Genomic DNA, 13,818 nt, shown 5'->3' with positions numbered 1-13,818 from the left:
TTATTTCTTGTCTTCGTCAACCACTTCATAATCGGCATCAACGACGTTGTCGCGGCCAGGACCACCTGCATCCGCTGCCCCGCCTTGAGCTTCCGCATCTTGTGCCGCTTGCTCATACAACTTGACGGACAACTGCTGAACGATCTCGGTCAATTTCTCGGAAGCTGCGTTGATTTGCTCCAGGTCTTCGCCTTCCAAAGCCTTCTTCAACTCTTCCTTGGCTGCATTGGCTTTATCTGTCTCAGCAGCATCTACCTTGTCACCAAGTTCCTTGATCGTTTTGTCCACGCTATAAATCAATTGGTCTCCATTGTTCTTCGCTTCAACCAATTCTTTGCGCTTCTTATCTTCATCAGCATGCAATTCAGCATCCTTCATCATGCGTTCTACTTCTTCGTCGCTCAAGCCGCTGGACGAAGTGATTGTGATCTTTTGGCTCTTACCGGTACCTTTGTCGGTCGCCGAGACGTTAACGATCCCGTTAGCATCAATGTCAAAGGCCACTTCGATTTGCGGAACACCGCGCGGTGCCAATGGAATATCCCCCAGCATGAAGCGTCCCAGCGTTTTGTTGCCAGCGGCCATCTCACGTTCCCCTTGCAGCACATGGATCTCAACACTTGGCTGATTGTCTGCGTAGGTAGAGAACACTTGCGATTTGCTGGTAGGAATCGTGGTATTACGCTCGATCATCTTCGTAAATACGCCACCGGCTGTTTCAATACCCAGGGACAATGGTGTAACGTCCAGCAATACGACGTCCTTCACATCCCCAGTCAATACGCCCGCTTGTACGGCTGCGCCCAACGCAACAACTTCATCAGGGTTAACGCCTTTATGAGGTTCCTTGCCAGTCAGCTTCTTAATTGCTTCTTGTACTGCAGGAATACGGGTAGAACCACCTACCAGTACAATCTTGTTGATATCAGCAGGAGTCATGCCTGCGTCGCTCAAGGCACGACGAGTTGGTCCCAAAGTACGTTCTACCAGGTCTGCTGTCAATTCTTCAAATTTGGCACGAGTCAGGTTAAGCTCCAAATGCTGAGGAACTCCGTCAGCCACAGTAATAAACGGCAAGGAAATCGTGGTCGTCAATACGCCAGACAATTCCTTTTTCGCTTTTTCCGCAGCATCCTTCAGACGTTGAACCGCAGCTTTATCCTTGCTCAGATCAATGCCTTGGTCTTTCTTGAATTCGGCTACCAAATAATCAATGATCTTCTGGTCGAAGTCATCGCCGCCCAAGCTGTTGTCGCCACTGGTTGCCTTTACTTCGAAGAATCCATCGCCCAATTCCAGGATGGAAACGTCAAATGTACCGCCCCCAAGGTCATATACGAGAATGGTTTGATCTTCCGACTTCTCCATACCATATGCCAAAGCTGCAGCCGTAGGCTCGTTGACAATCCGCAATACTTCCAAACCGGCAATTTTCCCGGCATCCTTGGTTGCTTGACGCTGGCTGTCATTGAAATAAGCTGGAACCGTAATAACCGCTTGGGTTACCGGTTGACCCAGGTAAGCTTCTGCATCACTTTTCAGCTTCTGCAAAATAATAGCCGAAATTTCTTGCGGAGTATATTCCTTGCTATCAATCGACTCTTTATGATTGGAACCCATATGTCTCTTAATGGAACTAATTGTGCGGTCCGGGTTAGTGATAGCTTGACGTTTGGCCGTCTCCCCGACTACCCGTTCTCCGTCTTTCTTGAACCCTACTACAGAAGGGGTTGTACGCGCTCCTTCTGGGTTAGGAATGACTACCGCCTCGCCGCCTTCCATCACGGCAACACAGGAGTTAGTGGTTCCAAGGTCAATTCCGATTACTTTGCTCATTTGCTTATGTCCTCCTTAAAATGGGTGCTTATCCCTATAATATCTGTGTAAATTAACCGCTAACCTTAACCATAGCAGGGCGCAATACCTTATCCTTCAGCATGTAGCCCTTCTGAACCTCTTCCACAACAATGCCTTCCTCATGTTCCTCAGACTCGACCTGCATAATGGCTTGATGGAACTCCGGATTAAACGGTTGTCCTACAGCCTCCATGGCAGTAAGTCCTTCTGCACTCAGTACACCTTCAAGCTGGCGGAATATCATTTCCACGCCCTTCACATAGGAAGCAGACTCGGGATGATCTCCTGCTGTACTCAGCGCTCTCTGGAAATTATCAATAACGGGCAATAGCTCCGTAATCAGCTTCGCAGAAGCGTATTTCCCCAGCTCTTCCTTCTCCTTAAGAGTACGACGCCGGAAATTATCAAAATCAGCCTGCGCCCGAAGCAACCGTTGTTGTCCTTCTTCATTCTCAGCACGAAGCTTCTCTACTTGGGCAGACAAATCCGCCGTATCTTCCACTTGATCGTGACTTGTCGGCTCCTGACTGCTCGTTTCTTCTTGCCTCACATCCTCATCGGAAGATTGGCGCAAATCCTCTTGTACCTTATCATTCATGTTCAATTCGTCCTCTTCACTGTGATTGATGTTGTCTTGAATCGGCTGTGATTCCTTCAAGATGTTCACCTCCTTAAAGCACATGCGTTAAACTTCCAAGTTCCAAGTCGTTGTTATTGCATTCTGGACAGAAATTCACTCAAATCCTTCGATAAAATATCCAGAATCCGAATGACTCTGGCATATTCCATACGCGTTGGTCCCAAAATACCAATCGTTCCAACCGCCTCGCCTTCAATCCGGTAGGTTGCCGTTATCAGGCTGCAGTTGGCAAAGGCTTCATGATCATTTTCAGTACCAATACGCACCTGGACGCCTGATCCGGCAGATGCGGATGATATCATCTTGGTTAATGTCGGCGTTTCCTCAAGCAGGTCAAGAATGCTCTTCACCTTGTCAACATCACGGAACTCTGGCTGTGTGAGCATGTTCGTCGCTCCACTCAAGAACAACCGTTGCCCCTCCAGGCCCGCACCCAGCACTTCGTCCAGCATCTTCATCAATTCTTCGAAATGCTCGATATGTCGCTGCATTTCCTGCCCGATCTCGCTATACAAGGCCGCCTTCAGCCTGTAAATAGGCACGCCGGCAAGCTTGCGGTTCAGCAGGTTCACCACCCGCTCCATTTCAGAAACGGAAACCCCGGCTGGCAGTGTAACTGTCTTGTTCTCCACCTGCCCGGTATTGGTCACTACAATAGCTACCGCCGTATCTTCATTTAACGGAAGGAGCTGGAAGTGGCGCAAAGACGTCTGGAAAACCTCCGGTCCCAGCAAGATGGAGGTATAGTTGGTCATATGGGATAATATCGTTCCGGCATGCTGAATCACCTGTTCCGCCGCATTCAGCTTCTCGGCAAAAAAGGTTTTGAGCGTAACAAGCTCTTCCTTGGCCAAGAGATTAAACGGAGTCAGATGATCTACATAATAACGGTATCCCTTATGTGAAGGAATTCGACCGGCCGACGTATGCGGCTGCTCCAGAAAGCCGAGTTCCTCCAGATCGGACATTTCATTACGGATAGTAGCCGGGCTATACCCGACATCGCCCCGTTTGGAAATGCTTCGGGACCCCACCGGCTCCGCCGAACGGATATAGTCATCCACAATGGCTGTCAATATCATTCTTTGGCGTTCCGTTAACATGGCAATCCCTCCTGAATTTAATTGATTAATGACCCATCTCTTCACTTCGTTAGCACTCGTTAACGTTGAGTGCTAATCGCTAATACAAAAATACCAAACCGACCTGACGATTGTCAAGTCAGTCCAGTATCTTAAGTACGGCTATTTCATCGCAGCAAAGTTGCTTCGCACAATTCACACAATCCGTCCACACTTTTTCAGGGAAAATCTCTTTGCTTACAACATCAAATCCGTTCTTTACAAAGAAGGAAACCTCATAGGTCAAGGCCATGAGCTTGGGAATCCCCTGCTTGCGCGCTTCTTTCTCCAATTGCTCTACTAACCGCGAACCAAGCCCCTTACCCTTATGACCTTCGGCAATACCAAGCGAGCGAATTTCCACCAATTCATCACCAAGCTTGCACAGCGATCCGCAGCCGACAACCTCGCCATCTACTTCCGCAACCACGAAGTCCTTGATCTGGCGCTCCAGCACCGCCCGGGAACGAGGCAGCATAATCCCGCGCTTGGCATAATCCTCAATCATAATATATAGAGGCTCAACGTCCATTAAATTCGCTTGTCTGCATACAATCACCGCTGGCATGCCCATTTCCCCCTTGCACTTTCAAATAATATGAATAAATATACATGATACAGTATAAAACTTCAAGAGGGTTAACAACCGTTGTCACAAAAAAAATAGCCCGTGCATTTTTCCCCAAGTAGGAAAGCACGGGCTCCATATTCATAATCCACTTCCCGAATCGCTTCGTGATCAAAGATTACTTTTTAAACAACCTCTATTATGGTACGAGGACGCCTATAAATTCGGCGAATACCTCATTACCGAACAGCACACCTTGATGACTCAGCTTATAACCTCCGTCATCTTCATGGGCTTCCAGCAAGCTGGTCTTCAACATTCTGGTCAGCGGTCCCGTAAACACATCATCAAGCTTCTCGCCAAATTGTTTGTAAAAGTCGGCTTTGCGGATGCCATCCAGCATGCGCAGACCCACCATTACAAAGTCCTCCATCGCTTCCTCGCGGGATACTTCGAACTTCTCCAGTCGGGGTAATCCCTGCTTCGCGGCCTCTACGTAAGGATTAACGCCCTTAATGTTAATATGGCGTTGTCTGCCCAGGTAGCCATGCGCTCCGGCCCCCAGCCCGTAATAGTCCTCATTACGCCAATAGGTGATGTTATGGCGGCTCTCATAGCCAGGCTTGGCGAAATTACTGATTTCATATTGCTTGCGCCCTGCGCTCTGCATTCTTTCCATCAGCAGCAAATACATGTTCAGCTCATCCTCTTCGCTTGGCAACGGAAGCTGGTTCTTATGATACATGGTATGGAACAATGTATTTTCCTCCACCTTCAAGCTATAAATCGAGTAATGCGGCAAGCCCAGTTCAAGCGCTCGCGTAATGCTGTAATCTAGCATCTCCACCGTCTGGTTAGGCAACCCGAACATTAAATCGATGGACAGATTATCAAGCCCAACAGCATGGGCATTCTCCAGACTTCGGTAGACATCGTCCGTATTATGAATTCTGCCGATTCCGCTCAGCAGCTCATTTTGAAATGCCTGCACGCCAAAGCTAACCCGGTTAACTCCCCCATCCTTCATCACGCGCAGCTTCTCGCGATCAGTAGTACCAGGATTGGCCTCCATCGTAAATTCAATGTCATCCGCCCAGCGAGGATAGTGGCGTTTGATAGAGGCGAGGAAGAATTCCATTTCCTCCGGCTTCAGCACCGTTGGCGTTCCGCCTCCCACGAAGATGGTACGAATCTCGGCAGGCGGGGTCTGTTTAACTGTGAGTTCCATTTCCCGGTCCAGGGCCTTCAGATAATCCATCACCGGTTGATCCTTCAATACGTAGGAGTTGAAATCGCAATAAAAACATTTATTGGTGCAAAACGGAATATGAATATAGACAGCCTCCGGTGCATGCGTCGGCACTCCCTGCGCTGCTCCTTGTTGGTTATACTGGTTCACTTTGGTCATGCCCCCTCTATACTAATAGTAGATAAAACACCGGACTTTCTTAACCAAACTTGGAAAAAAGGAAAGCCTTGCGGCTTCCCCCTGTTAATCTTCGTCAATTTTCAGTACAGCCATGAAGGCTTCCTGCGGCACTTCCACGTTGCCGACCTGCTTCATCCGCTTCTTGCCTTCCTTCTGCTTCTCCAGCAGCTTACGCTTCCGTGAAATATCACCGCCGTAACATTTGGCAAGCACATTCTTGCGCATGGCCTTTACGGTTTCGCGGGCGATAACCTTCTGTCCGATCGAGGCCTGAATAGGCACCTCGAACATTTGACGCGGTATAAGCTCACGTAGCTTCTGGCAAATAATCCGTCCGCGATGATATGCACGTTCACGGTGTACGATGAAGGACAAGGCATCAACCTGTTCTCCGTTCAGCAAAATATCCATCTTCACCAAGCTAGACTGGCGGTATCCGGATATCTCGTAATCAAACGAAGCATACCCCTTCGTGCTTGACTTCAATTGGTCGAAGAAATCATAGACGATTTCTGACAGCGGCACCTGGTAAATAATCGTTACCCGCGTCGTGTCGAGATACTCCATATTTACGAACTCGCCGCGTTTGTTTTGGCAAAGCTCCATAACCGTGCCTACATAATCGTTAGGAACGATAATCGAGGCTTTAACAAAAGGCTCCTCGACATATTCAATCTTGCCGACCTCAGGATAGTTGGACGGATTGTCGATGGTGATCATTTCTCCATTAGTCAACGTAACGTGATAGATAACACTTGGCGCCGTCGTAATCAAGGGAATGTTGAATTCCCGCTCGATTCGCTCTTGAATGACGTCCATATGCAACAGGCCCAAGAACCCGCAGCGGAAGCCAAAGCCAAGCGCACTCGAAGTTTCCGGCTCGAAGCTGAGCGAAGCGTCATTTAATTGCAGCTTCTCCAGTGCTTCCCGCAAGTCGTTATAATCCGACGTCTCAATCGGATAGAGACCGCAATACACCATAGGATTAATCTTACGGTAACCCGGCAACGGTTCTGGTGTCGGATTCTTCGCATCCGTTACGGTATCCCCGACACGAGTATCACCGACCGTCTTGATTCCGGCTACGATAAAGCCAACATCACCAACGTTCAGTTCGTCCACTGCCGTCATGCGTGGCATAAAGGCCCCAACCTCGATCACCTCAAAGGTTTTGTTCGTCGCCATCATGTGAATTTTGGAACCCGCCTTGATCTGCCCGTCAATGACGCGGACATAAACGATAACCCCTTTATAAGGGTCGTAGTGGGAGTCAAAGATCAAAGCCTTCAGAGGGCTTTCAGGATCTCCCGTTGGAGCGGGAACCTTGTGAACAACCTGCTCCAGAATCTCCTTAATGCCGATCCCTGCCTTGGCCGAAGCGTGTACTGCCTCGCTGGCGTCCAGGCCAATGACATCTTCGATCTCTTCCTTTACCCGATCAGGATCAGCGCTTGGCAAATCAATTTTGTTGATGACCGGCAAAATCTCCAGGTTATTATCCAGTGCCAGATATACGTTGGCCAAAGTTTGTGCTTCAATACCTTGAGCCGCATCCACGACCAGCAAGGCCCCTTCACAAGCAGCCAAACTGCGGGACACCTCATACGTAAAGTCTACGTGTCCAGGAGTATCGATAAGATTAAGCAGATACTCCTCACCATCGTCAGCACGATAGCTCAGACGCACCGCCTGCAACTTGATCGTAATTCCCCGTTCGCGCTCCAAGTCCATCTTATCCAGTACTTGCTCCTGCATTTCCCGGGATGTAAGTGCACCGGTAAATTCAAGAATACGGTCAGCCAAGGTCGATTTACCATGGTCTATATGTGCAATAATACTGAAATTCCGAATTTTCTCTTGTCTTGCCTTAATATCCTTCATCCTTACCCCCACCAAAATCCTCGAAGTAATACAATCAATTTATTATATCAGTTGCAAGGGCAAGCAGCAATCACAGTAGCAATTTAGCGTAAAGATCGTAGTAGATGATGGGGTTCATTTTTGTTATCCTATATTATATAAAATATAATAACAAAACAAACAAAGGAGGTTTACCGTTAGTGAACCAACTAGTGTGGAGCGAACAACTACAGCAGGAATTGCAAGCAAATATTTTAAAATTCTGGGCAGAACGTACCGTGGATAACAAGAATGGCGGTTTTATTGGCTTCATAGATTCCTTGGGGATGATTGATGACCAAGCGGACAAAGGGCTGGTACTCCATGCCCGGATTCTCTGGACATTTTCTGCTGCGAGTCGCCAGTTTTCTTCCGTCCCTTATTCGGATTTGGCCGAGCGGGCTTACTTATACCTTCGTGATTATTTTCAGGATCAAGAACATGGAGGGTTCTATTGGATGCTCAATGCCCAAGGTCAGCCTGTTCAGGATAAGAAGCAAGTCTACGGTCAAGCCTTTGTCATTTATGCTCTCGCCGAATTTTACCGGGCTACTTCGCGGCAAGAGGCGCTGGATCTGGCTATGGAGCTTTACCGCTTGTTGGAGAAATTCAGCTACGACCCGGTGCATCAGGGATATGTCGAAGCTTTGGCCCGAGACTGGGGACCCACCGATGATTTGAGTCTGAGCGATAAAGACTTGAATGAGAAGAAATCCATGAATACTCATCTGCATGTGCTGGAAGCCTACACGGGGTTATACCGGGTCTGGCCGTCTTCTCCTGATTTACAACGCAGCCTGACCGAGCTTATTAACGTCACACTAGATCATATCGTGGATTCGCAAACAGGTCATTTTCATCTCTTTTTTGATGAAGTCTGGCAAGTGAAGGGGCATCATATCTCCTATGGACATGATATTGAAGGAAGCTGGCTGCTGGTTGAAGCAGCCGAAGTGTTAGGCGATACAGCTCTGCTCCAGCGGGTCAAACAGACCGCTCTACAGATGGCCGAAGCCGTATACACCAAGGGGATTGACGATGATGGGGGCATTTGGAATGAAGCCGATCCCAGCGGTCTTACCGATGCCAACAAGGATTGGTGGCCGCAGGCTGAAGCAATGGTTGGTTTCTATAATGCCTACCAGTTAACAGGGAATGAGAAATACCATCAGGCGGCAGAGAACTCCTGGAGCTTCATTCAGAACCACCTGATCGACAGTGAATATGGGGAATGGTTCCTTGCCATCGGTGAGGATAAACTTCCTGTACCGAACCTGCCCAAGGTCAGTCCCTGGAAATGTCCTTACCATAATAGCCGTGCTTGTCTGGAAATGCTGGAGCGCTTGAATTATTGAGTTCCGGTGATCGGTGCGGCTGTAGTCTTGCGATACACCGCTTCTACAGAAATCATAATTTTCTCTTGCGGGGCTGAGGGCTGATTCAGCCGCTCCAGCAGCTTTTTTACCGCCCGCTGCCCCAATTCCTCCTTCGGCACATTTACGGTCGTGACCGGAGGAATATGCTGAGCGGCATCAGCAATATTATCAAAACCGCTCACCGCCACCTCATCTGGCACGGCTATCCCTAGCTCGTCCAGTACCGAACAGGCGATTAGAGCGACAGCATCATTCGCGCATACCAAGGCCGTTGGCATGGTTCCTGCCTGCTTGCGCTCCCGTACCCAGTCACTCAGCTTCTCCCGATATGCGCCATTCTCGATTCCTTCCAGCTTGAGCATGGGATCATGCCCCGCCTCAGGGAGCAAACCGTTCTCTTCCAAAGCGCTGCGAAAGCCAAGCCAACGATCCCGGAAGCTTCGAGAGAAAGAGGAATTGCCGAGAAAGTACAGTTCCCGGTGTCCAAGACCAATCAAGTGATTGGTCAGCCTTGCCATGCCATCCAGGTTGTTGGCGAAAATGGTATCGCAGGGAATGAGCGGGTCCTCATGGTCAACCAGCACCATCGTCAATCCAAGGCGATGGACCTCAAGCAGAAAAGGCGTGGCAATTTGTCCAACGCCAATCATCCCCAGGATGCCTGCCGGATTCAGAATATTAATAAAATGATCACTGCGGGGATCAGACACGATAATCATCCCGAGTTCCTGAGCCTCCAGCTCTCCGGAAATCCCCTCCAGCAGCCTTCCCCAATACAGGGAATCCTTATTTTGAAAACGAATATTCGGCATCAGCACCAGCACGGACTGTTTGCCTGTCTGAGCTAGCTGAATGGAAGTGGTAGGTGCCGGTATCGTATTTTTGACATACCCGTTCTTCTGATTGAAATACCCGAGCCTTGAAGCGGCTTGAATAACTCGCTCCCTGGTCGTCTCATTTACGCCTCCCTTGCCGGATAGCGCTCTGGAAACAACGAATTTGGACACGCCCAGATGATCGGCAATTTGTTGCATCGTAATTTTCTTCAAAATTCATAACCTCCGGGTTGACCCGTAACACTAACGGTTTTAATAACAAGCTAACAACATTATAACATAGGCCAGCCTCGTTATTCGTTCGGATCAAACCATGAAGCGACCCAATGAATGCTTTGTTGTGATACGCGCTGTAACAAATGAGCCGCCTTGTCGGCAAAACGGTCCACAGCCGGTGCAGAAGGGGGTGGCAGCAGTAAATCTGCAGGAGTTTGCATCACCTGATCTCCACCCTGAGGCTGCTTCTCAGTTCCGACTTCGTAGTCCTGATCGGGAGGGGTTAATACCTGCGGCTGACCCGAGCTAAGGGGGGCGTTGCTCTGCACCATCACGTCTCCTTGCCCATTGGTCCAGACGTAAGCGGGATTCAGGCCTTGCACCGTCTGCTCGGTAGAAGCCGTCCTGTTCGTATCAAAAGAGGGTCCATAGATGGAGGCTGTTCCATTCTCCGCAAGCTGCATGCCAAGCGTCACTCCCCCGACCAGTAGGAAGCCATATAATAAAGTGTTACGTAGCATTTTTGCCATAACAGCCTGTCTCCTTCACTCAGGATTTTTTGTTCGATGCTTGATCGGTCGCCTCGGCATCTCCGCTCCGCGTCAACGTGCCTGCCTTCTCGGCATCCTGGTTCTCCCAATACAAATCAGCAATGATGCTAGCCAATACCTTGGCCGTACGCTCCAACTCTTCCTGGCTGTTATCTATGCCACCAACTTCAATCAGAATGCTGTTAGGAGATAACGATTGGTTATATTCTCCGTTACCCTGAGAAGAGGTCTTCCCCCAAATGCCGCGTGAAATACCGGGGTAGCTCCGCTCCAGACGATCATGAATCGAACTTGCGAACTTCTCGTTCTCCCTCCAGTTCTCGTTGCCATGACCGATGATAAAATAGACCTGCGCATAATTAAGCCCGTCGATAGATGTTGTCGTTTTGTCGTGACGCTGTGAATCCCGGTGAATATCGATGAAATATTGGAGCTTGCCGTTCTCAGCCATGGCTCGTTTGACTGTCTCTCGTGAATATTTATATGAGTAGTTATAGCTATAATTGCTTACCTTGGCTGCATAATTCTCGAAGGAGTGCAGAGCAGCAACCCCTTTACGCTCCAATTCCTTTGTCAAGGCCTCTCCTACCAGCCCTACATTCTTCATATTTTCAGCCGAGCTCGGGTTGTCTATGTCCGTTCCAAGCACAGGGTTAAAGGATTCCTGCGGATGTGAATGGTAGACCATAACGATGTTCTTGTTCCCCGGCTGCACGGAAGGTTCCCCATTCTCTTCCCCTGCACCGTTGCCCGGTGTGGTGGTTGATGGAGGGACTTCACTTCCACCATCCTGCCCTGGTTCTGCCCCAGGATCGTCTCCCTCATCCGGATCAGAATGATCAGGTGCGCTTCCGTCTGCTCCGGTGCCTGGCCGGTAATCTTCTGGCGCACGAGCTGTATGATTCCCTGAACCCGTCCGAAGTAAGATTGGATTATCCGCTCCAAGTCCCGGAACCTCTCTGGCTACCAAACTTTTAGGATCAGTAGGATTTACGTCTGTTAAGAGCTGAAATACAAAATTCGTCATTTGCTTCCCCGAGATGGTGGGGGTCTGCTTCTCACTCGCGACATGAGGGACTTCCATGCCAACCATATCCATAAAGAAACCGCTGGACAGCGAAGCCGCCAGGCCCTTCATGGAAGACACCGGCGATGTATTCAGGCTTTTCTCGGCAATTCCCAGGACGCCCAGCATGATAAAGAAGATCATCGACATGACCGCCAAGAGCAAGAAGGTCCGTCCTAGCGCCAAGGCATGCAGCAAATTTCGTCTCATCTTTCCTACGTTCCAAGCTTTAAATCTCATAGGTAAAACCTCCTCCAGCCGCTTTCAAACTGTATATTCCAAATCTATGAACCTAGTTTGGCGGCTAGAACCCCGAATCTCATAAAAAAAAGAAATCCGCTAGATTTGCGGATTTCCATATATTTGGGTTGGTGCGATGCCGAATTCACTTCCTGAGCCGCTTCGTGATCAAAAGATGACTTTTTGGACTACCTCTTAATTATAATGTTCAAAAAGTCAGCTTTTCAGCACCGAGAAGGTTGGATGAAGCTAGAGACTGAGAAGCGGAGCTACACGTTTTTGGAGAAAACGACTTCGGAAGCACGGGTACGTGAGCATCTCAAATGTTTCTGTAAGAAACATACTACGAAAGCATATGCTTGGCTCGGCTGAATTCAAGATTCGACGCCGAATTCACTTCCTAGGCCGCTTCGTGATCAAAAGCTGACTTTTTGAACTACCTCTAAGATTAGTGGGTGTAGGAGGCTACATTATCTGGGGTTACCGCCTCATGCAACGCAATATTAAGGCCGCTGGCAATCACGTTGGCTACATCTTCGATGAATTCATCGATTTCCTTCGGCGTAACGATAAGGTCATGTCCGAGAGGCTCCAAGACCTCCCTTACTAGCCCCAAGCGTTCTCCTTCACCCAAGTCATTGAGCATACCCATGATTTGTTTGGTGGGTGCCTCATCGTCACCGCTTTCCTGATTAAAGTGATTTTTCATTAAATCAAACACATTGTTGACGATAGTAGACGCGTAACAGACGGTGGGAACTCCGATCGCGATACATGGCACGCCCAAAATTTCCTTGGTAAGCCCCCTCCGCTTATTGCCGATGCCCGATCCCGGATGTATGCCGATATCAGCGATCTGAATGGTCGTGTTCACCCGTTCCAGAGAGCGGGATGCCAAGGCATCGATAGCAATAATCAAATCGGGCTTGGTCCGGTCAACGATGCCCTGAACGACCTCGCTGGATTCAATCCCCGTAATTCCAAGCACTCCCGGTGCAATGGCACTCACCTCGCGATAACCCGGAGCTACCTGGTCCGGCGTCAACTCAAAGTAATGACGGGTCACCACGACATTCTCCACGACCAAGGGTCCCAGCGCATCCGGCGTGACGTTCCAGTTGCCCAGCCCCACGATTAAGGCTTTGGCTCCGGGAGCAACACCGATCTTGGGCAGGAATGCCGTAAATTCTTGGGCGAACGCAGCGGATACCTTCTCCTGAAGTTCTGTATCTTTGTTCCGCAGGCCGGGCACCTCCAGCGTGATGTAATGCCCCTGAATTCTCCCAATTTGCCTGGAGGCAGCCTCACTGGTTACGTCCAGACGAGTGATTTTGATGCCTCCATCCAGTTCCTCAATCTGTTCATGAACACCTGGCACAGGTCCACCATGGGCCGTCTCTGCTATTTCCTTCGACTCGACAGCAAGATCAGTGCGTACGGAATATTTGCGCAAATCCAAATTCATGCCATAAGACCTCCATTTGCTCTTGTTGCCTTTATTGTGCGGGAGAGGGAATCCGTTTATACATACAGCCTTTTCAGCGGGCTGCTGGCTTGCCAGAAAACGAGAGATTAAGTATGATGATCTTATTGCTTTTTGCTACCTTGCGTGATAAACTATTTTAAGTTGTGAATCATCTGGGTTGATATATGCTTTACAGGAGGTGAATGCAATGCCAAACATTAAATCCGCAATCAAACGTGTGAAAACAAACGACAAGCGTCGCGCTTTGAACGCTTCGCAAAAGTCCGCCCTGCGTACAGTAGTGAAAGCTGCTGATTCCGCACTGGCTAACAACGAAGTAGAAGCAGCTAAAACTGCCTTCGCTGCTGCAGCCAAAAAATTGGACAAAGCCGTAACTAAAGGTTTGATCCATAAAAATGCAGCTGCCCGCAAGAAATCCCGCTTGGCTAAAAAATTGAACGCCCTTACGTCCCAAGCGTAAGCGTCGTTATTATATCAAGTTTAAGCTCAAGAAGACCTGGACGATGTTCGTTCAGGTCTTTTTGGTTCATCCG

12 protein-coding genes are annotated in these 13,818 nt (G+C 49.1%); 2 read left to right on the top strand and 10 right to left on the bottom strand.

The genetic code is table 11. The features are described 5' to 3' along the window. The 6 genes from dnaK to lepA all read right to left on the bottom strand — a co-directional run bounded on the left by dnaK (position 1) and on the right by lepA (position 7,496). On the bottom strand, positions 1 to 1,836 hold the full coding sequence (gene dnaK / locus AC1VOR_RS07625) for a molecular chaperone DnaK (protein ID WP_059052110.1): 1,836 nt from the start codon (positions 1,834 to 1,836) through the stop codon (positions 1 to 3). 52 nt (positions 1,837 to 1,888) lie between these two features. Continuing rightward, positions 1,889 to 2,515: a nucleotide exchange factor GrpE gene (gene grpE, locus AC1VOR_RS07620; RefSeq protein ID WP_482616969.1), complete on the bottom strand. Its 627-nt coding sequence runs from the start codon at positions 2,513 to 2,515 to the stop codon at positions 1,889 to 1,891. 53 nt (positions 2,516 to 2,568) lie between these two features. Next, the gene (gene hrcA, locus AC1VOR_RS07615; protein WP_482616967.1) at positions 2,569 to 3,600 is read right to left on the bottom strand and encodes a heat-inducible transcriptional repressor HrcA; all 1,032 of its coding nucleotides are present in this window, start codon (positions 3,598 to 3,600) and stop codon (positions 2,569 to 2,571) included. Positions 3,601 to 3,718: 118 nt separating this feature from the next. Further along, a complete protein-coding gene (locus AC1VOR_RS07610; protein WP_059052108.1) occupies positions 3,719 to 4,186 on the bottom strand; it encodes an N-acetyltransferase in 468 nt (155 codons plus the stop codon). A 199-nt stretch (positions 4,187 to 4,385) separates the two neighbouring features. Beyond that, on the bottom strand, positions 4,386 to 5,594 hold the full coding sequence (gene hemW / locus AC1VOR_RS07605) for a radical SAM family heme chaperone HemW (RefSeq protein WP_482616965.1): 1,209 nt from the start codon (positions 5,592 to 5,594) through the stop codon (positions 4,386 to 4,388). A gap of 84 nt (positions 5,595 to 5,678) precedes the next feature. Beyond that, complete coding sequence (lepA, locus tag AC1VOR_RS07600) at positions 5,679 to 7,496, bottom strand: translation elongation factor 4 (RefSeq protein WP_482616964.1); 1,818 nt, start codon at positions 7,494 to 7,496, stop codon at positions 5,679 to 5,681. Positions 7,497 to 7,675: 179 nt separating this feature from the next. On the opposite strand from lepA, the gene AC1VOR_RS07595 reads away from it, so the two are divergent. Beyond that, a complete protein-coding gene (locus tag AC1VOR_RS07595) occupies positions 7,676 to 8,869 on the top strand; it encodes an AGE family epimerase/isomerase (protein WP_482616960.1) in 1,194 nt (397 codons plus the stop codon). Here the strand turns inward: AC1VOR_RS07595 and AC1VOR_RS07590 are convergent. From AC1VOR_RS07590 to gpr, 4 genes are all read right to left on the bottom strand, one after another. After that, the gene (locus tag AC1VOR_RS07590) at positions 8,863 to 9,939 is read right to left on the bottom strand and encodes a LacI family DNA-binding transcriptional regulator (RefSeq protein ID WP_482616959.1); all 1,077 of its coding nucleotides are present in this window, start codon (positions 9,937 to 9,939) and stop codon (positions 8,863 to 8,865) included. The two genes, AC1VOR_RS07595 and AC1VOR_RS07590, sit on opposite strands and share 7 nt — an antisense overlap. Positions 9,940 to 10,019: 80 nt before the next feature. After that, the gene (locus tag AC1VOR_RS07585; protein ID WP_482616957.1) at positions 10,020 to 10,472 is read right to left on the bottom strand and encodes a hypothetical protein; all 453 of its coding nucleotides are present in this window, start codon (positions 10,470 to 10,472) and stop codon (positions 10,020 to 10,022) included. Positions 10,473 to 10,491: 19 nt separating this feature from the next. Next, entirely contained in the window at positions 10,492 to 11,799 is a 1,308-nt protein-coding gene (locus tag AC1VOR_RS07580; RefSeq protein WP_482616955.1) for a stage II sporulation protein P, read from the bottom strand. A 448-nt stretch (positions 11,800 to 12,247) separates the two neighbouring features. After that, the gene (gene gpr / locus AC1VOR_RS07575) at positions 12,248 to 13,264 is read right to left on the bottom strand and encodes a GPR endopeptidase (RefSeq protein WP_482616953.1); all 1,017 of its coding nucleotides are present in this window, start codon (positions 13,262 to 13,264) and stop codon (positions 12,248 to 12,250) included. A 208-nt stretch (positions 13,265 to 13,472) separates the two neighbouring features. Here gpr and rpsT point away from each other — a divergent pair, with 208 nt between their 5' ends. Continuing rightward, the gene (rpsT, locus tag AC1VOR_RS07570) at positions 13,473 to 13,745 is read left to right on the top strand and encodes a 30S ribosomal protein S20 (RefSeq protein WP_482616951.1); all 273 of its coding nucleotides are present in this window, start codon (positions 13,473 to 13,475) and stop codon (positions 13,743 to 13,745) included. The last annotated feature ends 73 nt before the right edge of the window (positions 13,746 to 13,818 follow it).

This window comes from Paenibacillus sp. 1SOY10, assembly GCF_056836745.1.
This window is presented reverse-complemented; position numbering and strand designations above follow the sequence as displayed.

Coding starts and splice junctions, on each gene's coding strand:
- hemW (WP_482616965.1), bottom strand. CDS start 5,594: ATGACCAAAGTGAACCAGTATAACCAACAAGGAGCAGCGCAGGGAGTG.
- rpsT (WP_482616951.1), top strand. CDS start 13,473: ATGCCAAACATTAAATCCGCAATCAAACGTGTGAAAACAAACGACAAG.
- AC1VOR_RS07580 (WP_482616955.1), bottom strand. CDS start 11,799: ATGAGATTTAAAGCTTGGAACGTAGGAAAGATGAGACGAAATTTGCTG.
- lepA (WP_482616964.1), bottom strand. CDS start 7,496: ATGAAGGATATTAAGGCAAGACAAGAGAAAATTCGGAATTTCAGTATT.
- AC1VOR_RS07585 (WP_482616957.1), bottom strand. CDS start 10,472: ATGGCAAAAATGCTACGTAACACTTTATTATATGGCTTCCTACTGGTC.
- AC1VOR_RS07610 (WP_059052108.1), bottom strand. CDS start 4,186: ATGCCAGCGGTGATTGTATGCAGACAAGCGAATTTAATGGACGTTGAG.
- hrcA (WP_482616967.1), bottom strand. CDS start 3,600: ATGTTAACGGAACGCCAAAGAATGATATTGACAGCCATTGTGGATGAC.
- gpr (WP_482616953.1), bottom strand. CDS start 13,264: ATGAATTTGGATTTGCGCAAATATTCCGTACGCACTGATCTTGCTGTC.
- dnaK (WP_059052110.1), bottom strand. CDS start 1,836: ATGAGCAAAGTAATCGGAATTGACCTTGGAACCACTAACTCCTGTGTT.